This is a genomic window from Psychrobacillus sp. NPDC096623, assembly GCF_044762655.1.
Classification (GTDB): domain Bacteria; phylum Bacillota; class Bacilli; order Bacillales_A; family Planococcaceae; genus Psychrobacillus.
In genome coordinates, this window is the sequence record NZ_JBIWER010000001.1 from 301,998 (window position 1) to 328,080 (window position 26,083).

Below are 26,083 nucleotides of genomic sequence, written 5' to 3' on the forward strand. Positions count from 1 at the left end.
TACCATTCCAAAATATATGTGAATTCTTTTACTTTGCTAAGTTGTACAATCCCCTCCAACTGAATATCATACAAAGATATCATTTCTTTGGAGGAATCTAATATGAATTCTGTATTTGCTTATGTTTTTCTAGGAATATCCTTGGCAGCACCAGTTGGACCTGTTAACGCCGCACAATTAAATACAGGTATTAAAAATGGATTCTCTCATGCATGGATTTTTGGGTTTGGTGCTTTACTAGGAGATATTTTTTATATGGCGTTAGTCTATTTCGGAGTTGGTCAATTTATTGATTCCCCATATATAAAAATATTACTATGGTCGTTTGGCTGTTTTGTACTGATTTATACAGGTATAGAAAGTATACTCACTCTCAATAGTATTAAGTTAAGCTCCGACCAAGAGAAAAGAGTTAGACTGAGACAATCATTGTCATCGGGATTTCTTCTATCTTTGTTAAATCCATTAACAATCCTTTTTTGGTTAGGAATATTTGGCTCAGTTCTAGCAGAAGCCTCTCAAAACTTTACGGGCAACCAACTCTTGTTGTACAGTTTCGCAATTATAGCCGGGATTATTTTATGGGATACTTTTATGGCATTCCTATCTAGTGGAGCTCGTAAATTTCTATCGAATAAGTTTTTAGTCATAATTTCCATCATCTCTTCTTTATCGATGCTTGCTTTTGGTATCTATTTTGGAATAAAAGCTTATCAATTGATTTTTTAAGCTTCTTCTTCTTTCCATCTTTTGCGCAGAAATAAGACAATTGTAATAATAATTGATAAGAAGCCAAGACTGATGAAGAAGCCTGGCATACTAGTGGAGTTAAAAAGTGCACCACTTACTGCAGCTGATACGAGTATCATGCCGATTACTCTTTTTACCTTATCTGCTTTAGTTGCTTTCACTAGCCTTTGATACATAGATAATATAAACAGCCAATTATACAGCAGCATTAAAGCCGCGGCTGTTGTTATATACTGATAAACTTTATCGGGTAATAATAAGGATGTAACAATTGAAAGAATAAGACCTACTGAAGTTAGTGCAATCGCTGGTAAAGGCATTTTAAATTTCTTTTTTGTTTGTTTGCTAAATATTGCAGGAGCGTCTCCCTCTTCCGATAAAGTTGTGAGTATTGTTGTTACTGAAAATAAGGATGCAGACATAGTTGAAAAACCCGCGATGATAATAGCAGCTGTAAATACATGCGGAAAAAAGTCTAGGTTAAAGTCTGTTAAAGCTGTAACAAACGGACTCTTGTCATCCTTAAATTTTGTATAGGGCATTAATAATAATGCCAAAGTAAGTGAGGTAACATAGATTACACCTAGCAGTAATAGCATGACTTTACCTGATTTTGGTGCGTCTTCTTTTTTTTTCAAATGAATAGCCATAACTCCCATTACTTCAATGCCACCATGGGCATAGAAAGCAAATAAAAGTGCACTCCAAAAGCCTAATAATCCTTTCGGAAAAAAACCTATTATAGTATTAGGAACATCACCCTTAGGATTGCCATCTATTACGCCAGTCAATGCCAAAATCGCAATCACAATAAACATAAAAATAGCAGCAATTTTCAGAATTGCGAATACACTCTCCATTTTTCCAAACGCTTTTGCTCCAATAAATAACACTAGCAACCCACAAATCGCATAAATTAATGCAAATATCCATAAAGGTACTTTCGGAAACCACAGCTTAGTTAACAGAGAAATCGCAGTCAATTGGCTACCTATGATCAGAATTTCAGAACACCAGTAAACCCACCCACTACTAAAGCCCGCCCATCTACCATAAGCTTTTTTAGCATATGTTCGAAATGTCCCTTTTTGTGGATCATTCGCTGACATTTTTGCAAGTGCTTCGAACACTATATAAGTAGCACAGGCAGCCATGATAAAGGCAAGTATAACAGATGGACCAGTCATCTGAATCGCTATACTAGATGCTAAGAAAAAACCTGTACCTATAATACAGCCTACCCCGATTAGAGATAATTGCCACCAGGCTAGATGTGCCTCTTCTTGTTTTTTAGCCATAACGCACCTCCTCGTAAACCTAGTCTTTCACGAGAAAATATAATTATGTGTCCAAATTAATCTAAAAGAATGTTACTCTTGGTATATATATACTTTAAATATAGATATACTTGCATTAACATTTTCATTTTATTTATAGAAGTGTGAAGCATAAGAAAAACTGGGTAAATGACATGAACGGTCCCAAGGTAAAACACTGGATGCGTGCGTTCATAATATGTAAATTTTATGCTTCCTTCTTAGAAAAGAGGCGATTTGTAACATTGGTCACAAATCACCTCTTTTAATATATATCTATATCTCTATATTGTCGGAAAACAGCCTTGGATCTAAAAATAATTGATCATTATTAAGATAATACTTTCTTTTCAAATCGAATGATATCTACATCTGCTCCAATAATAATTAGAACGTCATTTAGTACTAGCTTTTCATCCGCTTGTGGTGAAACAATAATATTATTCCCACGTTTGATGGCTACAATATTAATGCCATAACGTGCTCGGATATCTAAGTCAATGAGAGATTTGCTGGCTATTTTCTCATTTACTCTTATTTCCATTATAGAATGCTCATCTGAAAGCTCCAGATAATCTAATACGTTATTAGACAGAATATTGTTTGCGATACGAATACCCATATCTCTTTCAGGATGTACTACCATGTCTGCGCCGATTTTTCTTAGAACTTTTTCGTGGTAATCATTTTGTGCTTTTACCGTAATTTTCTTAACACCTATCTCTTTTAGCATTAAGGTAGTTAAAATACTCGATTGAATATTATCCCCAATAGCTACTATCACATGTTCGAAATTTCGAATACCGAGTGATTTCAGCACTGCTTCGTCTGTTGTATCAGCTACTACAGCTTGCGTAGCGATAGAAGCAAACTCATCCACTCGCTCTGATGCTATATCAATTGCCATAACATCAGCTCCTTGGTCAATTAGCTCTCTTACGATACTACCGCCAAATCTCCCTAAACCGACTACAACAAATTCTTTGTGCATATTAATGCCCCCTACTTATCTAATGAAATTAGTTTACCATATCCATTCCATTATTAGATACGAAATCAATTCACAATTATTTGTTTTCATTTATAAGCATTAGGAGTCTTTTTTCTAACATCATCATTCCATTTTCTCCCGATTGTATATGACGCAATAATCCTTTCTTATCAAACAAATAAAAAGAAGGAACTATTCTATTTTGAAATTGTTTAGTCATAACTAACGCATGATCTAAGTAAATGGAGTCTTTCATCCTCCCCTTTTGAATTGCCTCAACAATACGCTGTTCCTGTAAGTCTTCCTTGGATCTCGGCATATGAATTCCAACAAGATTGAAGAATTCCCCATATTTAGCTTTCCACTGACTAATGTACTTATATGCTCCTCCGCATGATGGACAGCTCACGGACCAAAAGTATACGAGTACCGGCTTTTGCCCTGCTAACTTTTCATTGTTTATCGGTCCATTTATCCAATTGTTATCGCTTGGAAATGATGGTATTTTAGTTCGTAATTTCACTACCTATATCCCTTCTTTCTTTAAGCATTCATTAGTATATGCGTACTCTAAAAATAGCGTTTAATCGACAGCCTAAAAAAAAATTGAAGTTCAACAAATAAATTGTTAAAGTAAACTTTAAGTTGTGTTAAAATAAACTTTGTTTGAAAATATGCTATTTTTATTTCCGAAGGAGCCTAAAAAATGCAAATTGGGAAAAAAATAAAAAGATTACGTTTAAAAAAAGGCCTTACCCAAGAGGAATTAGGCGAAAGAACAGACTTAAGCAAGGGATTTATCTCACAGCTTGAAAGAGATATTAACTCACCTTCTATTGAAACACTATTTTCTATTCTAAATGTCCTTGGTTCTAAGCCAAAAGACTTTTTCGACGATGAGCATTCACGCACGAAAGTTGTTTTTCGAGAAGATGAGCAAACCGTTTACTTGGATGAAGAAAAAAAGTACAAGCTTCACTGGCTAATTTCGGAATCCAATGAAAATGAAATGGAGCCTGTGTTAATTTCGCTAGATTCAAATGGCCATTTTAAACAATTTGAACCTTCCCTTTCCGAAACTTTCATCTATGTACTGGAAGGTAAAGTTTCGCTTACATTAGGAAAGCAAAACTATACTGCTTCTGCTGGAGAATCCCTCTATTTTGAAGCATCCGACAATCATCAACTAAAAAATGCAGCTGATGAAATGGCGAAGGTAATCTACGTTGTTACAAATTCTTATTTGTAATCTTTTAATAAACTACCATGGAGGTATATTATGACAGATAATACTATAATTCGTTTTGAGAATGTGTCCAAATCATATGATGCAGAAACGACCGTACTAAAAAATATTAACTTAGAATTAGAGCGTGGAAAGTTTTACACTTTACTTGGCCCATCCGGTTGCGGAAAAACAACTATTTTACGCTTAATCGCGGGATTTATGCAACCCACAAGTGGGAGCATCTATTTTAATGGCAAACTTATTAATAACGTGCCAGCAAATGAACGTCAAGTAAATACAGTATTTCAGGACTATGCGTTATTTCCACATTTAAATGTATTTGAAAATGTAGCATTCGGCCTTCGCATCAAAAAACTTGGAAAAAAAGAAATTGAACAAAAAGTTTTAGAAGCGTTAAAATTCGTTAACCTAGTAGGCTACGAAAAAAGAGAAATTGCGGAAATGTCAGGCGGACAAAGACAGCGTGTTGCAATTGCTCGTGCAATTGTCAATGACCCGGAAATCATTCTACTGGATGAGCCGCTTTCAGCCTTAGATTTAAAATTACGTTCAGAGATGCAATATGAGCTTCGTGAGCTTCAGCAAAGACTGGGCAAAACATTTATTTTTGTGACGCATGACCAGGAAGAAGCACTGGCAATGTCTGATGAAATCTTCGTATTAAATGAGGGTGAAATTGAGCAAAGTGGTACACCCATGGATATTTACGATGAGCCGATTAATCGATATGTAGCAGACTTTATCGGGGAGTCAAATATTGTATCGGGTGTAATGGTAGCAGATTTCCGTGTGAAAATTGGTGGAAAAGAGTTTGAATGTGTGGACCAAGGACTAAACCCAAATGAAAAAGTCGATATTGTTATTCGTCCAGAGGATTTAGAAATAACAACGGTCGAAAAAGGGAAAATGAAGGTGAAAGTAGATACTCAATTATTCCGAGGAGTACATTATGAGCTTTCTACTTACGATGATGAAGGAAATGAGTGGCTTGTACATTCAACTAAAAAAGCTGATGTTGGTGAATATATCGGCTTAGATTTCGATCCAGAGGCAATTCATGTAATGCGTTTAAATGAAACAGAAGAAGAATTTGATAAACGTCTCGAGTCTTATGGAGAAGACGCTTATGCAAACTAAAACTACAAAAACGTTTTACTTAATACCTTATTATGTATGGATCGCATTATTTGTTATTGCGCCAATTGCGTTAATCGCATATTATTCCTTCTTCGATTTAAATGGAAGTTTCACTTTAGACAATTATTTAAACTTTTTCTCATCAGTTTATTTAAAGCTAACACTTAGCTCGTTTTGGTATGCATTTTTAATTACATTCTTTACGTTAGTCATTGCATATCCAACTGCTTATTTGCTCACGAAAACAAAACATAAACAATTATGGTTATTACTTATCATCATTCCATCTTGGATCAATTTACTATTAAAAACATATGCATTTATCGGTATATTCGGTTTGTATGGTCCTGTGAACGCATTTTTAAATGTATTTGGAATTGGAGAAAAGCAAATTTTATTCACAGATTTTAGTTTCGTCTTTGTAGCAGTTTATATATTTATTCCATTTATGATTTTACCTATTTTTAACTCTTTAGATAAGTTAAATCCATCTTTAATTGATGCTAGCCGAGATTTAGGAGCATCAAGCTGGACAACATTTTCAAAGGTAATATTACCTTTAACGATTAATGGGGTTAAAGCTGGTATTCAAGCAGTATTCATCCCTTCCCTTTCATTATTCATGATTACTCGATTAATCGCGGGGAACAAAGTGATTACGTTAGGTACAGCTATTGAACAGCAATTCTTAGTTACGCAAAACTGGGGAATGGGTTCTACTATTGCCGTTTTCTTAATCATATTTATGGTAATTATTATGATCATTACAGGTCAACGTGATAAGGGGGCTACTTCCAATGGAAACAACAAGTAAGTCAGCGAAGTTTTACTTAGCCCTTGTATTTATCGTGTTATACACGCCTATTATCTATTTAATTTTTTACTCTTTTAATAGTGGTGGGAGCATGAATAACTTTGAATCATTCACTTGGGAGCATTATGCGGCAGTATTTTCAGATACTCGTCTCATTATGATTCTTCTTAATACCGTTATTGTCGCCTTACTTTCGGCCCTATTAGCAACTATTATTGGTGTTTTCGGTTCGATTGGTATTGTATTTATGCGAAATAAATCATTACGCAGATCCATCCTTTCTTTAAATAATGTTTTAATCGTAAGTCCGGATGTTGTAATTGGAGCATCATTTTTAATCCTTTTTACTGCAATTGGAGTAAAACTTGGATTTGCATCCGTTCTAATCTCTCATATTGCATTTAGCATTCCTATTGTAGTGTTGATGGTACTACCTAAGCTACAAGAGATGAATAGTACGTTAATAGATGCAGCAGCTGATCTGGGAGCAACTAAACGTGATATTTTGACTCGCGTTATTATCCCATTCATCAAGCCTGGAATTTTCGCAGGATTTTTTATGGCATTAACATATTCATTGGACGATTTTGCAGTTACATTTTTTGTAACAGGAAATGGTTTTAGCACGCTTTCAGTCGAAATTTATTCGATGGCAAGAACGGGTATTACGTTAACTATTAATGCATTATCTGGAATTGTCTTTATCGTGACACTTCTTCTCGTTGTTGGTTATTATTTTGTTAGCCAACGTGGGAAAAACCCTGTCGGAATGGGGGTTCGAAAATGAAAGAAATAACAAGAGCAGCAATAGCAATCGTTATAGTATGTATTATATTGTTTGGTATTAACAATTATTTAAACAAAAGCTCTGGTAATGCAGGTAGTGATACTTTAACAATTTATAACTGGGGAGAATATATTGATCCCGATTTAATCACGCAATTTGAAGAAGAATCGGGATATCGTGTCGTATATGAAACGTTTGATTCGAATGAAGCTATGATGACAAAAATTGAACAAGGCGGTACTTCTTATGATATTGCGGTACCTTCAGAGTATGCAATTGAAAAGATGAAGGAAAATGATTTATTGCTAGAAATTGATCATTCTAAAATTCCAAACTTGAGCAATATTGATCCGTACTTTTTAGATTTAGCATTCGATCCAAAAAACAAATACTCTGTTCCTTATTTCTGGGGAACCGTAGGAGTTGTATTCAATCCTGCCCTTTTAGATGGACAAACCTTTGAAAGCTGGGATGCACTTTGGGATCCGTCACTAGAGGGCGAAGTATTGCTAGTAGATGGAGCTCGTGAAATCATTGGTATGGGATTAAACAGCTTAGGCTATTCTCTGAATTCTACAGATGAAAAAGAATTACTAGAGGCCACAGCTAAATTAAAAGAATTAACTCCAAATGTAAAAGCGATTATTGGAGACGAAGTTACACAGCTAATGATAAACGAAGAAGCTTCAGTAGCAGTTACGTTCTCTGGCCAAGCCGCTGATATGATGTGGGAAAATGAAGGTTTAGATTACGCGGTCCCTGAAGAAGGGTCTAATCTATGGTTTGATAATATGGTAATACCTAAAACAGCCGCAAATGTGGAAGGTGCACATGAATTCATCAACTTTATGTTGGATGCCGAGGTTGCTGCACAAAATACAGATTATGTTGGATATTCGATACCAAATGCTGCAGCAGTAGAATTACTGGATGAAGAAGTTACTTCGGATGAAAGATTTTATCCTCCAGAGGAATCTAGAGAAAATCTAGAAGTTTACAAAAATTTAGGGCTTGAAATGCTCGGGAAATATAATGAGCTGTTTTTAGAATTTAAAATGAGCGCAAACTAAAGTGGAGAGTCGTCAATTATGACGACTCTTTATTATTCTCCAAAATTTATAATTTCGCTACTCGAAAGTTTTTATTCTAACCGGAATATGGTAGAATCGATAGACGTGTATAAGTATTTACAGAAAGCAGGAATTTTATGGCGAAGAAAACAAACAACTCTGCATTGTATATTTTAATGTTCAATATGTTCATAGCAATGTCTGGAATAGGTTTAGTAATTCCGGTTATGCCCCAATATTTAGAGACCTTTGGTGTAGCAGGTCAAGCACTTGGGTTTATCATAGCATCATTTGCTTTTGGACAATTTTTATTTTCACCTTTAGCTGGTGACCTATCCGATACATTAGGACGTAAAAAACTAATCATGGTAGGATTGATAATATTTTCAGCCTCTCAATTATGGTTTGGATTAGCAACTCATGAATGGATGTTGTACACAGCTCGATTTGTTAGTGGTATTGGAGGAGCTTTTTTAATACCAGCTACAATGGCCTTTGTTGCTGATATTACCTCTTTAGAAGAACGTGGAAAAGGAATGGGATTCCTAGGAGCTTCTATGTCTCTAGGATTTATGGTTGGTCCCGCAATTGGTGGATTTTTAGCAAAAGTAAGTTTAACCTTCCCGTTTTATATGGCTTCTGTAGCAGCAGTTATTGCAGCAGTTATTTCATTAATCATCCTACCTGATATAAAAAATGCTGTTTCAGAGATTCCACCTGAACCTAAAAAACGCGAAAATATATTAACACAAATGAAAAATTCAGTGAAAACACCTTATTTTATGATGTTAATCATCATATTTGTTTTCACTTTTGGTATTGCAAATTTCCAAACGACCTTTTCTTTGTATGTAGATCATAAATATAATTATACTCCACAAGATATTGCTGTTGTATTAACAGTAGGTGGATTTATCGGGGTTATCGTACAAACATTGGTAGTGGAGAAACTATTTAAACGATTTGGTGAATTGAATGTTATTCTAGTTAATCTAATTGTTGCTGCTATAGCTTTCCTACTATTCTTCGTAGTAGATGGTTTTGCGCTAGTGTTACTAGTTGCATCGATATTCTCTACCGCTACAACGCTCATTCGTCCAGCCGTTAATACCGTTATTTCAAAATTGGCGGGAAATGAACAAGGGTTTGCAGCAGGGATGAATAATGCCTATATGAGTTTAGGCAGTATGGTTGGACCAGCACTTGCGGGAATGTTTTTTGATATAAATATTAATTATCCTTTTATAATAGGTTCCATTATTTTGTTAGGCTCGTGGGCAATCACACTTGTTTGGATAAAAAGAAAAAAACCAATTATATAAACAATGTAGAAAACTAAGGTCAGAAAAAATAACCGTTAGTGAGCAATGGCTCATTAACGGTTATTTTTATATTACTTATCGTTTTTTCTTTTCTCTTACTAATTTCCCTAAATTCGTAGCAGAAGTAGAATTTTCTGATTTCATTTTTTTACGTGTTCTTTTGAATGGTGCAAGTAATAGATGGAATCCGAATCGTCTGATCGTTATATCAATGAAAAATAAAAGAATGGCAACCATTAAAAGTAATTGTTGGATAGATTGTTTCTCCGAGCTCGAGAGCTCCATTTCCCGGAAAGCCTCAGAAGGTTCCGTCAGTAGCTTACCATCTGTTTTTGCTGAAATCATCTCCAAAATTGCTGTATTCGGCTTTTGTATTTTGTATTCCTCGCTATAAGGAATGGAAATACCGGCTTGGTATAGTGCATCCTTTTCATTTGAAATACGGAAAAACACAAGCCCAGGGTCACTGTCAACTGTTACTCTTGCTTTACCAGGCGCAAGTGCTTCAGATGTAACCGAAAGCTCATCTCCTCGTTCGTTAACAGCTGCTATTTCTAAAAAGGAGGATGTACCTGTTGGATCTGTTACCGTGAATGATTCATCTGATGACTTTTGAATTGAGAATGGTACCTCACTATAGGCCGGTAGTAATCTTGATACGGCCGTATTCCAAAAATCATCCCAATTACCCCATCTTGCAAAATCTCCGCTCCATTCACCCGTTGAATCTGATGTAAATGCAATCGTGCGACCGAGACCGTACATCCATTCTGCTAATACAGGATCCTCTTTTTCACTTTCTGCGATAACGGATGCTGTTTGTTTCGGTGTAGTTGCAATATAAGCATTCATTTGCGGTACACCTTCTGCAAATAAGCTCGTCCACGCTGCATCACCATAAATTGTTGGATAGAATGGATTATCCTCGATATATGTTCTTGAAATCATTGCAGTCTCGGTGGACATTATTGCAGGTATAGTAGATTCATCTTGGACATCGTAAAACGTGCCCCCTCCCATTTCTGCTAAACTTTCTAATAATGATCTATCTGCATCTTGACCAACTGCAACAGTGGAAACAGTTATTAAATTATTCTTTCCATCCTCTAACAGCGTTTGATAGTCATTGCTCGTACCTGACTGACCATCCGTCAATAATATAATATGCTTGCGTTGTAGTTTGAGAGGTGATAATTTTTCATATGCTAGAGCTAAGCTTGTATATATTTCTGTTCCTCCGCCAGACCCTACCGATAGTATACTTTCGACAGCGGTTTCTTGATCATTTAATGGAGCAGCCTCTATAATTTCCCAAGGTCGATCATCAAATGCGATAAACCCAAGTGTGTCTCCTTCTCGAAGCATTTCCACAGAACGCGCAGCAGCTTCCTTCGCATATTCCAATTTTGTTCCACTCATACTTCCTGACCGGTCCATTACAATGACTAATCCTAGAGATGGCAGTTGCTGTTTTCCTTTTATCTCCATCTCAACAGGTAATAATCGCTCAATGGGACTCTTAAAATAGCCTCCTAAACCAAAGCTATTGTTCCCACCAACCATCATAAAGCCGACACCAAAGTTCTTCACTGCCTGTTCAATGACTGTCATCTTTTGTTCACCTACAACATGACCTGGGACATTATCAAATATCATTGCGTCGTATGTTAAATAATTCGATAAATCAAAAGGTAGCACACTTGCATCAATGACATCTGCTTCTATAGCCTGTTGATCAATCACAGCCGCAATATTAGAAGAATTACCATCATGGGTAACAATTAAAAGTCTCGGAGGTCTCTCTACATTTGTGACACTTGTCAGCTTGTTATTTTCAATTAGTCCATCCTCTGCCAGAACTACTTGAGCTTCATATTTAAGTAATCCTTCTCCCTTCGATGCATTTCTAAATGTATACGTATTGGTGCCTGGTTCTAGATTAATTTGTTCTCGTGTAATTAGCTGATCATTTTGATATAGAAGTAATTCTGCCTCTGTAGCAATTGTCGCTTCTATTGTGACATTAAGTTGTTGCTGCTCCCCTTCAAAAGCCACAGGTGGAGTCTCAAAGGAAGTTATTGCAACATCTTCCGAAGACAATCTTGCCATTGGAACAACATCTATCGTGACATTCCCGCCAGCTATTTTCACTATTTCATCACTTACAGACCCTGTCGTTTCTAGTCCATCCGTAAAGAGGACTATTCTTGTTGCCTTGTTAGGCTCTATAATGCCAGTTGAAAGCTGTAAGGCTTTTGCTAAATCTGTATTACTAGGCTCTATCATAGGAGTAAAAATGGGTAAATTCACTTCTCCATCAGTCAACGCAACTTCTGTTTGAAAATCCTCAGCAAAAGTATAAACTCCTACCAGATGGGAAGCTTTTTTAGAATGCAAGCTCTCGTCTATCCACTCCGTTATTTGCTGATCAGTTCCTTGTAAAGAAGCAGATCTGTCTACCAAAAATACTACCTGTTCTTCCTTAATTGGTAATAATAAATAAGGATTTGTAATCCCTAATATTAAGCATAGAATAGCAATAATTCGTATATAAAATACTATTTTCGCTTCTGTTTTTAAGGACTTCTTATCTTTACTCCATGCCCAAATAAAATAAATACTAATAGGAATTAATAGCAATAGCCATAGTGGTTGGTCAACTCGTAAATCCACGTCGTCTTTGCACCTCCCACTCTATAACAAACAAAAGTACTAGTAAGATTAATAAATAAGGCACAAAAGAGTGAAATTGATGTTCATCCTTTGAATCCATTTGCTGTCCAGACACTTTATAAGACTTGCCTTTATCAATTACTTTTTCTTCTTGAGACAATACTACAGAAAGGTTCTTCTCTACATCGTTTGAACGCAGTACATATAGACCAGGTTTACTTGGTGCAAAGAATTTCCCACCATTTTCAATCGTATATTCATACTCATCATTCATCGTATAAATTTCCCACTCTTCCGTAGCACCAAGGGATAGAGCCTTTCGCTCATTGGGTGTGAATGCCCCAATGTAATCACTTCCTGCCGAAAGATACTCTTTAACACTCCACATAAATAGTGGAAACGTAGGACTCAATGGCCAATCCGTCATTTGAATATCTGAAAGTATTAGAATATCGCCTGATGGTGAGATTTGAATGAATGGATCCTCTCCAACAGTAGCAATCGTAGTATAGTCGTCTATAGGTGGATAAACTGAACTCACATATATATCGGATAAATCAGCAAAAGCAAATAACGGAGATTCCATTATATGCACTATTCCATTTACTTCCTTAGGAGATGTATCATTTCTTCCAATATATAAGGTTGGCCTCTCACTATCATCCTCTATTTCAAATTGATTGGTGACAATAATCCCTTCTTCTTTTATAAGACCCACTTGTTCTGAAGGTACACTGCTTACATTAATATCTAATGATTGAAAGGCAGTTCGAACGAGCGAATGAATAGAGCTATCGATGAAAACATTAGACAATTGTTCCTGCATGAAGACAATAGTCTCATTATCTAATAGGTAAGAATCTTGAATGTCTATATATGCCCTCAAATAATTTGAATTTACAAGTTCATCAAATGATAACGTAATCGTTTCTTTTGGCGGTAGTTTAACAATCTCCGAAACTAATTTTTTCTCTTCATTTGATATCGTCAGCTCAGTTTTGGTCTCTTTATCTGACTGATTTTCAAGTTGAATTAACGTAGAGATTCCATTTACAGTTTCTGTTGCACCGAAACGTTTAATAGAAACATTCGTACTGTTTACTTCTAAAGCTTCGATATTCCAGCTCACATTTTCATATTGTAAAGGAAGATTTTGCCTATCTAATTTATCGGTAAAAACGTAAACCGAAGTGGCTTTATTTTGAAAAAAAGATTGCGCAAAATCCAATGATTTAGACATATTTTCTGCCTCATAGCTGATCTCTAGTTTATTAATTTCTTTTATCATTTGCTCTGTATTCAATTCTTGGCGTAAAAGAACTGCTGGTTCATTTCCAGTTGTGATTAAAGTAAGTGGCTTCCCTGATAACTGCTCAACTAGCTGAAGCATTTTTTCCTTATGCTCTTCAAAAAGAGGAGTAGAATTATTCGTATGCACATTCATCGTTGCAGAAGTATCAACGATAAATACAATCTGTTCTCCAACAATGGCTTTCGTTTTCCAATAAGGTTGGAGTAAAGTTAAAACAAGCAATAGCATGGCAATCATTTGTAAATAAAACAAAGCATTCCGCTGTAAATGTTGCAAATATGGGGACGCTTTCGTTTCTTTCATCGCCTCTCGCCAAAACAATGTAGAGGAAACAGATTTTTTCACATATTTTTTTCGAAAAAAATAATATAGAAGCACAGCAATTGGAAAAATGGCTGTCCAAGCATATGATAACTGATTAATACCCAAACTTTTTCACCTCATTGAACCCAATTTGCTCGTAATAATTGATGAAACATTGTATGCGAAATACCCTCTTCTGCATTTACTTGTAGCATTTTAATGCCAAACTTATGACATAATAGTTCTATTTGCTGTTGATGTGTTTTTCTTTCCTGATGATATGCTTCTAGCACTCTATTAGATATTGATACATTTACTTGTTCGCTAGTTTCGACATCCTCCAACTGAACGTCTCCACCATAGGAAGGATCTATTTCTTCGCTAGTAATAACATGTAAAATTCGAATGTCTCCAGCGAATTTCGGTAGCTTTTGAAGAAATCTTTGCCATGATTCGATACTTTCTAAACAATCTGTTATAACAAATAAGACTGTACTATCTTTCGGTAGAAAAGGAAGTGCATGATCCGTAAAAGAGGAACTCATTGTCGGTTCGGGTATGTCAGAAATAGTTTGGATGAATGCTTTGCGATAAGTTGCTCCCTTTCTTCTAAAAGGAGGCTTTTTTTCCTCATTAACTGCTGAAAATGATAGTCGATCATCTCTTTGTAGCACAAGAATACCTAAGGAAGCTGCTAATTGCTTTGCAAAGGTCCATTTTACAGGATCGCTCATTGACTTAGTTGTATCAAGTAATATATGAACTCGCATTTCCTGTTCGTCTAAAAAACGTTTGATAAAATATTTATCTGTACGAGCAAATACATTCCAATCTATTTGCCGTACATCGTCACCAGGAGAGTATTCGCGAAAGTCCGAAAAATCTAAAGAAGCCCCAAAACGCTGAGAGCGATGTGAACCTTTATGTTGACCTCTTAGTTTCGATTTGGTGGTTATGGATAGTCTAGTTAGTTTGGCTGCCCAATCCTTTGGAACTAAATGTTCGATACTCATACCGCTTGTCCTTGCTTAACTGATTGTAGGATAAGATTGATCAGTTCATCTGCTGTTTTTCCCTCTGCTTCTCCTTCATAGTTAAGTAATAATCGATGGCGTAATACAGGTTTTGCAACTGTTTTTATATCTGCTATCGATACATGGTAACGTCCAGCAACTAAAGCTCTTGCTTTGGCAAGCTTGATCAAGCTTTGCAAACCACGCGGACCACTTCCGTATTGAACATACTGTGCAATCTCAGGGATACTTGCCTTTTCTGGATGTGTCGCCGCAATAATGTCTACTGCGTATTCGAGCATATCGTCTGCAATAAGTACTTCCTTCACCATCTGCTGAGCATGCACTATTTCTTCTGCATTCATTATTTTCTTTAACTGTATGGTTTGTCCACCTGTCGTACGTTTAGTTATTTCCATTAACTCGGCTTTAGATGGATATGATACTAGTATTTTGCATAAGAAACGATCCATCTGAGCTTCTGGTAACGGATAGGTACCTTCCATTTCAATTGGATTTTGCGTAGCAAGTACAAAGAATGGTCGATCCATTTGTTTGGTCTCACCGAGTACGGTGACTGTTTTTTCACCCATCGCTTCTAGAAGTGCACTTTGTGTCTTCGGTGTTGCTCGATTTATCTCATCCGCTAACACCATCTGGCTAAAAATTGGCCCCTTTTGAAAGGTAAATTGTTGTTTTCCATTTTCTAATCGTTCAATCATACTAGTTCCAGTAATATCTGAAGGCATTAAATCTGGGGTGAACTGAATACGTGAAAAGGACAAATCTAATACCTCTGAAACTGTTCGTATAAGCATCGTTTTACCTAAACCAGGTAATCCCTCTAGAAGGGCATGCCCATCTGCTAATACACAATAGATGGAAAACTCAACTGCCTCCTTTTGACCAACGATAAATTGTCCTATTTCTGTCCGAACATCATCTAAACGCTTACTCATATTCATATAGTCTTCTGTTGTAAAAGTCATGATTCCCTCCGCTATTCTCTATTTTCAACTGATGAAAAGTAGTCTTGGACAATTCTTTGTAAATCTGACGGTAATTGCATTCGTTCTGAGCTTTTTATATAGGATTCGGAATATTCGTTAACTACCTCTTCATATGGTCTTGCGGTACCTCGAGTTATTGGAGTATTTGCTGGTTGCTCACTCGCGGAATCTCCCTCTCCAAGTTCACCTGAATTTACTGAAGTATCTCCTTTCCCTCCAATTCTTGATGGAATGGAAAGTAAATCTCTACCTCCTGAACCTAACCCTGCACCTTGACCTTGACCTTGCCCTTGACCTTGGCCCTGACCTTGGCCTTGCCCCTGACCCTGACCCTGTCCTTGACCTTGGCCCTGACCTTGGCCTTGACCTTGACCCTGTCCCTGGCCTTGGCCTTGTCCTTGACCCTGTCCTTGACCCTTTCCTTGACCCTGTCCTTGACCCTTTCCTTGACCCTGTCCTTGAGTAGGTTGATTTTGTCCCTGCTGACCTTTAGGGTTGTTAGGAGTTTGTGAGCTGTTATTTCCTTGGGCAATACTATTTGAATTGAACGGTAATGATTTACCCATCTTACTTAAAGTAGTTTGTGATTTAGATGCACTTTTTGCGAGGGAGTTATTAATATCCTTCAAACCTGCTAGCTCTGTTTGCTCTTCAGCCGTTAAACCAGAATCAGTTGAACCATTTTGTCCAGCTACCTCTTTTTTTTGTTCTAGTTTCTGTTCCTTAAGTGCTAACTCTTTTTGCTTTTTTACTACTTCACGCAAAGCTTCTTCTGCTGTATCTACATCTTTTAACTTTTCTTTAAGATCATTTAATTCTTTTTTTACGGGCTCTGATAACTCTCCCTTTTCAAGCTTACTCACTTTTTTCTTTAGTTCCTTTATAATCTCCTGCTCTTGTTCTAAATCCTTCGCCTCTAATTGTGTAGCTGCTGGGAATATATACAAACAAAGAACTGCCGCAAGTGCCAAAACAAATCCTAAAATCCACTTAGGTTGAACATACTTTTTTTCACGCTTGCTAAATAACTGGAATGCAATTTCACTATTTTTTTCCGCTTTATCTATTAATCCTTGTGCAAGCAAGGATTTTTCCCCTATGAAAGCTAAAGCACTTACCAATAAATTATCCAAATAAAACGTATCCAGCTTCTGAACTGCCTCGTTATTTGAAGGTCTTTTCCAAAAAGCGTACAAAAACGTACCTATAAAAACAGAACCTCCAACTAGAATGGAAGTTCTTAAGTAATAAGGAAAGACAAACAACCGAGATACTAAAAGAATAATCGCTGTGGCACTGAAACTATAAAATAAAGCAGCTTGGAGCATTCTAAAATAATGCTCCACTGCAAGACCATTTTTAGCCCTATGAACGTACCGGATTAACTTTTTGGGTCTATTCATCTATTGTCCTCCTCATTTGGTTCGGTTCATGTTTACTCTCAATTTTTTCACCGATATAAAAATAGCAAATGCTGTAATACAAATATAAAAGATTGCATAGCCCGCCCAAATGGGGAAATCGACCTTAGTTGTATCTGTTATAAAAGTATCTGACCCTGGCGATACAAGCGTTAGTACTAACACTACTGGGTTAATACTTGCAAAGAAATGACCTATCGGTGAGGATGATATAGAACCAGCTCCCATAGTATTCACCCCTGTAATAACTAAGTAAATAAATCCAGTCACCGCACTTAAAAAAATCATTGTCCCATATGTTGCTATCATTGAGACAATCGTTTTACGAATGATGGTCGAATACATAATTCCAATACTTCCAATGGCAAGCATCGTTAAAAAGAAAAATAGGAAAATAACCCCTAATTGACTGGGTGATACCCCACCAAATAAGAAAACCATGCTATAAATCGGCAATCCAGCGATTAATAACAATAGTAAAAAGGCAATCGATGAAGTTAATTTGCCAAATATTATTTGAAATGAAGTCTGTGCTGTCGTTAATAATATATTCAATGTTTGTTTTTCTCGTTCGGTACTAATAGCACCGGCAGTTAAGCCTGGAGTGATGAAAAGTATTAATCCTAATTGTATATAAGTAAGCATCGTGAACATAAAAAAACTTTCCTCTGGACGGAAATATCCAGTTCCTGAAAACTGTGTTGTTAGTAATATAAATCCAAAAACAAAAATACACATTGCGATTAAATAGAACAGAATTCCTATAAAACTTTTTGGAGAACGAAAGCGCAACTTTATTTCTTTTACCAATACAGGGTTAGAAAACACCTGCTTCATATTATTTCGCTCCTTTCGTTATTTCCATAAAGACATCCTCTAAATCTGTTTCTGTCTCGGAGAAGGAAATAACCTTTATCGAATGATCCATCGCCTTTTTCAGCAAATTAATTTGATCGTCCTCGGTTCCTCGATAATTGAAAGTAACTGCATTTTTCTCTAGATGCATTTCTATGGAGGATACGAATGGGTCTTCTTCAAAAAATGTTGCAACATTTTCTAGTAGTCCCTTCACCTTCACCGTAATATGTCTTTCTCCTGCAAGCTGCGACTGTATCTCTGAAACAGAGCCATGAGCGATAAGTCTACCCCCATCAATAACACCTATTTCATCACACATCTCAGCTAGCTCTGGTAATATATGAGAGGAAATGAGGATTGTTTTCCCCATCCCTTTTAGCTGTTTTAGAATATCCCTCATCTCTACACGTGCTCGCGGATCAAGTCCTGAAGCTGGTTCATCTAAAATAAGTACCTTTGGATCATGTATTAAAGATCGAGCTAAACATAAACGCTGTTTCATCCCGCGAGAAAGTAAATCGACATATTCATAACGCTTATGTGTCAAGTTCACTAGCTCTAGCAGCTGTGGGATTAATATCTTTCTATCTGCTTCAGAAATTCCATAACTAGCTCCGTAAAAATCTAAATACTCATTTGCTTTTAATTGGTCATATACTCCAAAAAAGTCAGGCATGTAACCGATTTGTTTGCGAACCTCACTTGCATCTGTTCTTACACTTTTTCCATTTACAAAGGCATCTCCTGAGGTTGGCTGGAGTAATGTAGCCAAAATTGAGAAAGTAGTCGACTTCCCTGCACCGTTCGCTCCAACAAAACCAAATACGGTACCCTCTTTTAGTGTTAGATTTAAATCGTTTAATGCATAAAATGCTCCATACTTTTTACTTAACCCTTTAATTTCTATCATTACTTCACCTCCCCTTTCATACGCACTTCTGGAAGTCGTGTATATGGATCTCCATGGACTGATTTTTTAATTAATTTGTATTGAATTATCCCTTTTTTGTCGATATACGCATCAATATTTTCTTTTAACGTAAACCTGCTATCCGTAATTTCTTCAAAAGATTCTGTTTTTAAGTTCCAAATTTCGATTGTATGGGAGTTACGATCAGTATTTGCAATTTGTAGCTGTGTCCAATTAACCTTGTCTAATGGAAGTGTTTCTGGCACTGCCCAATACACATTATATTCTCCATCATCTAAATACCACTCAAGGTAACTATTTTGAACCGGTTCCATATACTTACCATACTGTTCGGTATTTACATTGACTGTAAACATATTAGCAGGAAGCGTAAACTCACCCGAAAAAATAGTAGTAGCCTTAAAAGGCTGAATGACTAAATGCAACGCAGAAAGCTCACTTTTTTTATCCTTCAATTCAATTGGAAGGATATTATCCTCTGCAAATCCCGTAATAGCTGGAGCCGATTTAGTATTATTAAATATATGACTGGATGAATATAGAGCTTGTTTTCGTTGGGTCAATAAATCGAGCGAGTTATTACCGAATGGTCCGTAATTTGTATTAACATACGGATTTGAAATTGGCATTAACATAACTGTACCAAGTTCTTTATCCACATCTACCTTTTCTCCAGCTGCTAAATCACCTAATTTATATAATTTGCTGCCTGACCAGATGGATACATCTTTTAATCCGAATGAAAAATTATTTTGAATTGTCCCCAGTATTTTACTAGAATCAACTTTTAAATCTACTTCAAAATTACCTACGTCCTGCACTTGTGTCTCTCCAAAAAAGGTAGATACAGACCAATAACCAACATCTCGGAATATCAGTTCACTATTTGTTGCATGTTTTTCCATAATGGCATCTTCATGCACATTGGCAGTCTGACCTGTTAATGAGTTTGTAACTCTTTGGGCAACCATCGTAGTAGAAATTGGAGCTTCAAAAGTGAAATCCCCACCTTTATTACTTAATATCGATTCAGCATAATATCCATGCAGGCTCTTATCATCATTTACTTGAAGGAAGGAGGATTGCTGAACTTGAGGTCTTGCTATTCGATCCTTTGCACCGTAGCCAAAAATCGCTAGTGAAGCAATTATCGCGGTGAGAGGAATGATACCCCAGGCATACTCGCGCTTATCTTTTCTTTTCAAAATAATATATAACAATGGAACTATTATGATCATATAAACAACGACGATTCCAATCATGAGAGGTGTAGATACTTTAAAGGAACTGAATAACGAATTCGTTCCCCCTAAATTATATACAAGCTCGTCTTTCGTATTATATCCATACATACTTTGTGTATTTTTCACTTGTACTGACTGCAATATAGTGGAAATTAAATCACTATAAACAGGATCAGCTGCCAAAGGTGCATCTCCTAGTGAAAAAGTAGTTTGTATGATCGTCCCGCTACCTACTTGCTTCTTACCTGCTAATATTGTCCCATCCAGTTGAAGTAATGGTGACGATCCTTCAGTCAAATTTGCATCATATACTTTTAAATTATTCGTCAATAAGTTGTTCGCAGTTAATGCACTTACTTGCTGAGCGGTTATGCTTTGTGTGGTTGTATGTAAATTTAATGGTAAATAATCCCCTAGTTTTCCAAGCTCTGCTATTACATTATCAGAGGCACCAACTACAATTATTCCACCAAAAGTAACATAATCGATAAGTGCTTGCTGTTGCTGCTCAGTTAAATCAGCAATCACAAACTCATCTATAATAATGTAATCTGCCATTTCCCAAGCAACCGCCTCATTTGGTAATGCAAAGTTGCTCTGCTGAGCTACATGTATAATTTCATCGTTTACTTGATTTGGTTGTTTTAGTTGATTGAGGACCTTTAGACGATCCGCACTCTCTGTTAATGTTAAATAGTAAATGGTTGCGGGATCTTGAAAGCTTGTTCTAAAAGTTTTGTTTCCTTTGAACTCAATGGATTTACCTTTTTCCCAACCTCCCTCAAAAAAATGGATCAATTGAACATTAGTTCCTTGATACATATAGTCTTCTGCTAATCCACTTGCTGCAATTTGAACAGTCTTTGTTTCGCCTGCGCCAATCTCAAAAGGGAAAGACTGTGCATTCCCAATGTTATAAGACTCCGCTAGATCAAGAACGATGTCACCGGAAAATGCATCTCCTTTGTTTTCAACTGTAAGAGTTATGGGCAATCCTTCACCATATTTTGCTTTTCCATTAAACCCAGTTGTCACTTTTACATTTAGTTCAGGCGCTGCTAAAGCTTCTAATGATGGCGAAAATATAAAATAAAGCATAAATGCCGAAATAACCATCACAAACTTTTTAATATGCATCTTTTTCCCCCCTTGTCTATATATGTATTAGTACGTTAATGGTGTAGTTAGGTTCCTTTCATTGAAAGTTATTTGCATGTTTTTTTACAATTTCGACAAACGCATCTACCTGGGGTAATTCAAATGCCGCATCATAACCGATAAGCCACGTATCTCTAGTTAATTCAAATTGTTCTTCATTATTTGTCAGCGGAATTTTATTTACCTCTTCATGACCTGTTAAAGTAATAGAAGGTAAAATAGCATAACCAATTCCATTTAACGCCATTTGCTTGCATGTTTCAATTTGATCAACAATAATTTGTCTTTTAGGATTAATTGCAAAATGTTTTTGCCACCATTGTTGAATTTCCTGATAGTAGTTAGAATCACTTTTGAATTGGATAAAAGGCTTTTCCGTCGTTAACACTTCATCAATGGAAGTCATCTCCTTGTCCACCAAATATAAAGTATCTCTAAATAAATGAATCTTATTTCCTTTCCAATCAGATTGACCACGCACTATGCCAATTTGAGCTTCTCCATCATAAATCGATTTAACAATTTCTGAGCTCCATCCTGTCAACAAAGAAATTTTTGCTTCTGGGTAAGTTTGCACGAAGTCCTTCAATACCATCGGTAACCAGTTTTGACCAACGATTGAAGCACATGCAATTTTCAAGGTCCCGTGTACTTTAGATGTTAACGATTGAATCGTTTCGTATACTTCCTCCCTTTGCTGAAGAATTTGGTTGGCAAACTCAATAACTAGCTCTCCTTCTGGAGTTGCAGTTAAGCCCTTTTGTGATCTTAAAAAAAGCTTCGCATTCCATTCTTTTTCAATTGTTTGAAGTCTTAGAGATAAAGCTGGTTGAGATAAAAATAGTCTCTCTGCTGCTTTTCGCATGTTTTGTTCTTCTGCTAATGTTCGGATAATTAGAAAATCTGTTACCACTGTCTTCCCTCTTTTCAAATTGAATTATTTCTATGCTTTATGAGCAAATAAGTAAAACCGGAAAAAGACGCTGGTTCTTTAAAGTAATATCCAAGAAACGCAATTTCCGCTTTAGGAGGACGCTTTCCGTGGGCACGGCTCGAGCCTGTAGTCACTCGCTCATGCTGTTCCACTGGATTCGCCGCCACCCGCTCCAATCAATGGGAACAACTTCACGGATACTTTATATACTTGCCTTAAAAAAAGAAGGCCAACTAAGATTGGCCTTCCATACTTAAAAAATATCTAGTATCTTATTGTGCTTGATAAAGGTACTTTTTCATTTGTTTCAAAATAACTCTTCTTGTTAAAATCCCTAAAAAAGTACGCTCATCGTCTACTACACAAACATACGGATTATTTACTAATAAATCTAATCCTTTTCGAAACTTTTCATCCACATGAATGACAGCTATGTCTGTTTTCATAATATCGTCTACTTTTAACTCTGGTAAACGTTCATATTCAATATGTTCTAATCCTAAAATTTCGTCTGTAATTTGCTGTGAACTTATTAAACCCTGTAATCTATATTTTACATCCAATACTGGTATCGAAGAATAGCCTGTTTTGGTGAGTACAAGTAAAGCATGTTCCGCATTATTTCCAAGTTGTACATGTGCAACCTTTTCTGCAGATATTATATACTCCAAAATCGGAATTTCTAAAAAATCTTTGCTGCTCACGGTTATCATTGCATCCTACTCCTTTGTTTGCTTTCATCATAAGAAAACACCCTATGTAGCTATCATAGCATATTAAAGGAATAAAAAAACCATGAAATCGCTTTCTTTTATATTAAAATGGATTTGGATTTAACCACTGTCCCCCATCTAGAGTAACAATTTCACCATTCATATAAGATGCTTTGTCGGACAATATAAATGCTGCGAGTTCTGCAATTTCTTCTGGTTTTCCAAGGCGTCCAAGTGGAACTGATAGAAGCGTACGCTTAGCTGCTTCCTCTGATTCCCATAGCTTTTCTGCTCCTCCAGTGCGTTCGATAGGTCCAGGTGCAATTCCGTTTACACGAATTCCATATTTAGTCCCCCACTCTACTGCTAATGTTCTCGTTAATGACATAACACCTGCTTTTGCTGCAGCTGAATGAACCACTCCAGCGCCTGCTCCCCATGCATAAGTCGCAAGCATATTTATAATAGACCCCTTACTTCCTTTGCTAATCCAATAGTTTCCAATAGCACTTGAACAATAAAAAGAACCATTTAAGACTATATCTATAACTGCCTTCCATCCATTTGGAGAAAGTTTTTCTGCTTCTACTATAAAATTACCCGCTGCATTATTAACTAAACCATCAACATGACCGTATGTTTTGTCCGCAAACTGAATCATTGCCTCTACATGTTCTGGGTTACGAACGTCCATTTGAAAGGACGATATAGTATTACCATATGCTTGAATTTCTTTTTTAGCGCTCTCTAGCTTTTCTAAATCACGTCCAGTTATAACTACATTTGCACCTTCTGATACAAACTTCATAGCCATGTATTTTCCCATTCCGCTTGATCCACCTGTAATGATAATTGTTTTTTGTTTCAACATCATAAAACACCCCTTTTAATTGAATGAACATTCACTCAATATTTTATCATATTTAATTCAAAAAAAAACCGAAAACTCCTTAAAAAGAATTTTCGGCTAAACATACTGCATATATGATTTGTTTATATACTCGATTGAAACAGGTTTACTGAACAAATACCCTTGCGCTTTTTGACAATTAGCAGATTTAAGTATTTCTACTTGTTTATCCTTTTCCACACCCTCAGCAATAACTTCCATACCTAAACTATGGGCAAGTTGGATAATCGTTGTAGCAATAGCTGCATTTTTCTCATCTAATTCCATATCTTTTATAAACGATTGATCTATTTTAATAATATCGATTGGATATTTCTTTAAATAACTTAAGGAAGAATAACCAGTTCCGAAATCATCAATCGAAATAACAACGCCTATTTCTTTCAGTTCTTTTAGAGTTGTAAAAGTATCTTGCATATCCGTCATTGCACTTTCCGTAATTTCCACTTCCAACGAACTTGGACAAATATCATACTTTTGAATTTTTTCGTTTATCTTCATAGCAAAATTATCTTGTATAAATTGTTTTGGCGATATATTCACTGCAATTCTAACTGGTCGATATCCTTTTTCTTGCCAATACTTCAGTTGTTTACAAACCTCTTCGAGTACCCACTCTCCAATTTGCATAATCATCCCAGACTCTTCTGCAAGCGGTATAAAATTCAAAGGGGATACATATCCAAATTTCCTATTATTCCACCGAAGTAATGCTTCAAATGAATTAATTTCACCTGTTACAAGATTTACCTGTGGCTGATAATGAATAGAAAACTCTTCTTTTTCAATCGCTCTTCGCAAATGCGATTCCATTAAGGCATCATTAGGAAAGGCTAAATTCATTTGTTCTTGATAAAAACGATAATGAGCCCTCCCTCTATCCTTCGCCACATATAGAGCTTGGTCCGCTTTTATTAGTAGCTCATCCATCTTTTTTCCATCGAAAGGGTACATGGAAATGCCAACAGAAGCAGTTACGAAATATTCCTGATGATCTAAGTATAATGGCTTAGAAAGTTCTATTAAAATTCTATTAGCAAAACTACTAGTTTCATCTCTAGATTTATTAATAACGATAAAAACAAATTCGTCACCACTTTGACGATATAAATTACTTGTCTTATCTATGTATAAACTAAGTCTATCTGTAATTTTTTTCAGGAGCTCATCTCCATAACTATAGCCAAGTGATTCATTTATCATTTTAAATCGATCTAAATCAATTCGTATTACCGATATTTCTGAATCAAATGGTGCATTGGCTAGGGCATCCCGTAGGTGCTCCTTCAAGGCACGTCTATTCCATAAACCAGTCAATTGATCATGATATGCAAGGTAATACAATTGTTCTTGATCTTCTGACTCCCCAGCTATATCACGCAGAACCAAATGGAGCCCACTAACTGTATTGTTTGTTTCTTGTGGTATTGCTTTTATATACATAGGCAAAAAATGCCCTTTAACGTGCTGTATTAAGCAATTTTGCATTTCCGTAGCATAGCCCGTTAATGTTTGCTTCATCATCAATTGGAAGTTCCTCATTGAATTTTCTTCAATGAGGTGTTCAATTGATAGGCCAACTAAGGTTTTTGGATCATATCCCAAAATTTTTGACGTTATTCCGTTCATGTCCAGAATATTTCCGTCCTCACAAACTGATATAATAGGATCCAAATTATTATTAAACAGGGAAAGGTATTTATCTTTATATTCTTTTAACCTACTTTTTTCAAGCTCAGATTTCGTGTTATTGTACAATGTCACACCATAAACTCTTTCTATGCCATCTTCTAACAAACTAATAGATACGTGATATATATATAATTGTTTTTGAATAGTAAAAGGAATGTTTTGATGAAACTCATGCTTTCTATTGCCAAAAAGTAGTTTTTGTAGTTGGTTCGACAACTCTTCTAGTACATTTTGTTCAAATGGGTGTAAAATGGAAGTAGTAGCATCATTAACATAAATAATAGAAAATCTATTTTGTTCATCTTGCTTGAGTACAAGTACTGGGATGAATGGATTTTCCTTAACGAGATTTATTAAATAATCACTGATAGCTAATTTTGTTTTTGATGATTTATGCATATAGTCCTCCAATGATCACGTCAAAAGTACTTGTAATATGAATAACTTTACTTCATTATATCGTCTTATTCACTAA

General features: G+C 36.0%; 22 protein-coding genes. 7 read left to right on the forward strand and 15 right to left on the reverse strand.

From position 1 onward, the window contains the following. Positions 1–102: 102 nt before the first annotated feature. Positions 103–729 carry a LysE family transporter gene (locus ACIQX2_RS01525; RefSeq protein WP_402846224.1) on the forward strand — a complete coding sequence of 209 codons (627 nt, stop codon included), beginning with the start codon at positions 103–105 and terminating at the stop codon, positions 727–729. Here the strand turns inward: ACIQX2_RS01525 and ACIQX2_RS01530 are convergent. The 3 genes from ACIQX2_RS01530 to ACIQX2_RS01540 all read right to left on the reverse strand — a co-directional run bounded on the left by ACIQX2_RS01530 (position 726) and on the right by ACIQX2_RS01540 (position 3,580). Further along, a complete protein-coding gene (locus ACIQX2_RS01530; RefSeq protein WP_402846226.1) occupies positions 726–2,048 on the reverse strand; it encodes an amino acid permease in 1,323 nt (440 codons plus the stop codon). The genes ACIQX2_RS01525 and ACIQX2_RS01530 overlap by 4 nt on opposite strands. A 349-nt stretch (positions 2,049–2,397) precedes the next feature. Then, complete coding sequence (locus ACIQX2_RS01535) at positions 2,398–3,057, reverse strand: potassium channel family protein (protein ID WP_402846228.1); 660 nt, start codon at positions 3,055–3,057, stop codon at positions 2,398–2,400. 76 nt (positions 3,058–3,133) lie between these two features. Then, a complete protein-coding gene (locus tag ACIQX2_RS01540; protein WP_402846230.1) occupies positions 3,134–3,580 on the reverse strand; it encodes a TlpA family protein disulfide reductase in 447 nt (148 codons plus the stop codon). A 183-nt stretch (positions 3,581–3,763) separates the two neighbouring features. Between ACIQX2_RS01540 and ACIQX2_RS01545 the strand changes: the two genes are divergently transcribed. The 6 genes from ACIQX2_RS01545 to ACIQX2_RS01570 all read left to right on the forward strand — a co-directional run bounded on the left by ACIQX2_RS01545 (position 3,764) and on the right by ACIQX2_RS01570 (position 9,436). Then, the gene (locus ACIQX2_RS01545; protein ID WP_402846232.1) at positions 3,764–4,306 is read left to right on the forward strand and encodes a helix-turn-helix domain-containing protein; all 543 of its coding nucleotides are present in this window, start codon (positions 3,764–3,766) and stop codon (positions 4,304–4,306) included. 30 nt (positions 4,307–4,336) lie between these two features. Next, complete coding sequence (locus tag ACIQX2_RS01550; RefSeq protein ID WP_402846234.1) at positions 4,337–5,443, forward strand: ABC transporter ATP-binding protein; 1,107 nt, start codon at positions 4,337–4,339, stop codon at positions 5,441–5,443. Further along, a complete protein-coding gene (locus ACIQX2_RS01555) occupies positions 5,433–6,257 on the forward strand; it encodes an ABC transporter permease (RefSeq protein ID WP_402846236.1) in 825 nt (274 codons plus the stop codon). The genes ACIQX2_RS01550 and ACIQX2_RS01555 overlap by 11 nt, the downstream gene beginning before the upstream one ends. Next, on the forward strand, positions 6,241–7,044 hold the full coding sequence (locus ACIQX2_RS01560; protein ID WP_402846238.1) for an ABC transporter permease: 804 nt from the start codon (positions 6,241–6,243) through the stop codon (positions 7,042–7,044). Before ACIQX2_RS01555 ends, ACIQX2_RS01560 begins: the two co-directional genes overlap by 17 nt. Further along, positions 7,041–8,114: an ABC transporter substrate-binding protein gene (locus ACIQX2_RS01565; protein WP_402846241.1), complete on the forward strand. Its 1,074-nt coding sequence runs from the start codon at positions 7,041–7,043 to the stop codon at positions 8,112–8,114. Before ACIQX2_RS01560 ends, ACIQX2_RS01565 begins: the two co-directional genes overlap by 4 nt. A gap of 137 nt (positions 8,115–8,251) precedes the next feature. Beyond that, complete coding sequence (locus tag ACIQX2_RS01570; RefSeq protein ID WP_402846243.1) at positions 8,252–9,436, forward strand: MFS transporter; 1,185 nt, start codon at positions 8,252–8,254, stop codon at positions 9,434–9,436. A 75-nt stretch (positions 9,437–9,511) separates the two neighbouring features. Here ACIQX2_RS01570 and ACIQX2_RS01575 read toward each other — a convergent pair whose 3' ends face one another. The 12 genes from ACIQX2_RS01575 to ACIQX2_RS01630 form a co-directional block, all read right to left on the reverse strand. Beyond that, positions 9,512–12,109, reverse strand: coding sequence for a VWA domain-containing protein (locus tag ACIQX2_RS01575; protein ID WP_402846245.1), 2,598 nt, complete (start codon positions 12,107–12,109; stop codon positions 9,512–9,514). Beyond that, the gene (locus ACIQX2_RS01580; RefSeq protein ID WP_402846247.1) at positions 12,093–13,850 is read right to left on the reverse strand and encodes a vWA domain-containing protein; all 1,758 of its coding nucleotides are present in this window, start codon (positions 13,848–13,850) and stop codon (positions 12,093–12,095) included. Before ACIQX2_RS01580 ends, ACIQX2_RS01575 begins: the two co-directional genes overlap by 17 nt. Positions 13,851–13,861: 11 nt before the next feature. After that, positions 13,862–14,737, reverse strand: coding sequence for a DUF58 domain-containing protein (locus ACIQX2_RS01585; protein WP_402846249.1), 876 nt, complete (start codon positions 14,735–14,737; stop codon positions 13,862–13,864). Next, positions 14,734–15,726, reverse strand: coding sequence for an AAA family ATPase (locus tag ACIQX2_RS01590; protein WP_402846252.1), 993 nt, complete (start codon positions 15,724–15,726; stop codon positions 14,734–14,736). Before ACIQX2_RS01590 ends, ACIQX2_RS01585 begins: the two co-directional genes overlap by 4 nt. An 11-nt stretch (positions 15,727–15,737) precedes the next feature. Then, positions 15,738–17,150, reverse strand: a complete 1,413-nt coding sequence (locus tag ACIQX2_RS01595; protein ID WP_402846254.1) for a hypothetical protein — start codon at positions 17,148–17,150, stop codon at positions 15,738–15,740. A 12-nt stretch (positions 17,151–17,162) separates the two neighbouring features. Then, positions 17,163–18,005, reverse strand: coding sequence for an ABC transporter permease (locus tag ACIQX2_RS01600; RefSeq protein WP_402846256.1), 843 nt, complete (start codon positions 18,003–18,005; stop codon positions 17,163–17,165). A 1-nt stretch (position 18,006) separates the two neighbouring features. Continuing rightward, positions 18,007–18,936, reverse strand: coding sequence for an ABC transporter ATP-binding protein (locus ACIQX2_RS01605; RefSeq protein ID WP_402846259.1), 930 nt, complete (start codon positions 18,934–18,936; stop codon positions 18,007–18,009). Beyond that, positions 18,936–21,338 (reverse strand): hypothetical protein, encoded by a 2,403-nt coding sequence (locus ACIQX2_RS01610; RefSeq protein WP_402846261.1) that lies wholly within the window; start codon positions 21,336–21,338, stop codon positions 18,936–18,938. Before ACIQX2_RS01610 ends, ACIQX2_RS01605 begins: the two co-directional genes overlap by 1 nt. A gap of 58 nt (positions 21,339–21,396) precedes the next feature. Then, positions 21,397–22,272: a transcriptional regulator CcpC gene (locus tag ACIQX2_RS01615; RefSeq protein WP_402846263.1), complete on the reverse strand. Its 876-nt coding sequence runs from the start codon at positions 22,270–22,272 to the stop codon at positions 21,397–21,399. Between the two features lie 293 nt (positions 22,273–22,565). Further along, entirely contained in the window at positions 22,566–23,006 is a 441-nt protein-coding gene (gene cbpB / locus ACIQX2_RS01620) for a cyclic-di-AMP-binding protein CbpB (RefSeq protein WP_093059774.1), read from the reverse strand. A 103-nt stretch (positions 23,007–23,109) separates the two neighbouring features. Beyond that, positions 23,110–23,877, reverse strand: a complete 768-nt coding sequence (gene fadH / locus ACIQX2_RS01625) for a 2,4-dienoyl-CoA reductase (protein WP_402846266.1) — start codon at positions 23,875–23,877, stop codon at positions 23,110–23,112. 96 nt (positions 23,878–23,973) lie between these two features. Then, positions 23,974–26,007 (reverse strand): sensor domain-containing protein, encoded by a 2,034-nt coding sequence (locus ACIQX2_RS01630; RefSeq protein ID WP_402846268.1) that lies wholly within the window; start codon positions 26,005–26,007, stop codon positions 23,974–23,976. Between the last annotated feature and the right edge of the window lie 76 nt (positions 26,008–26,083).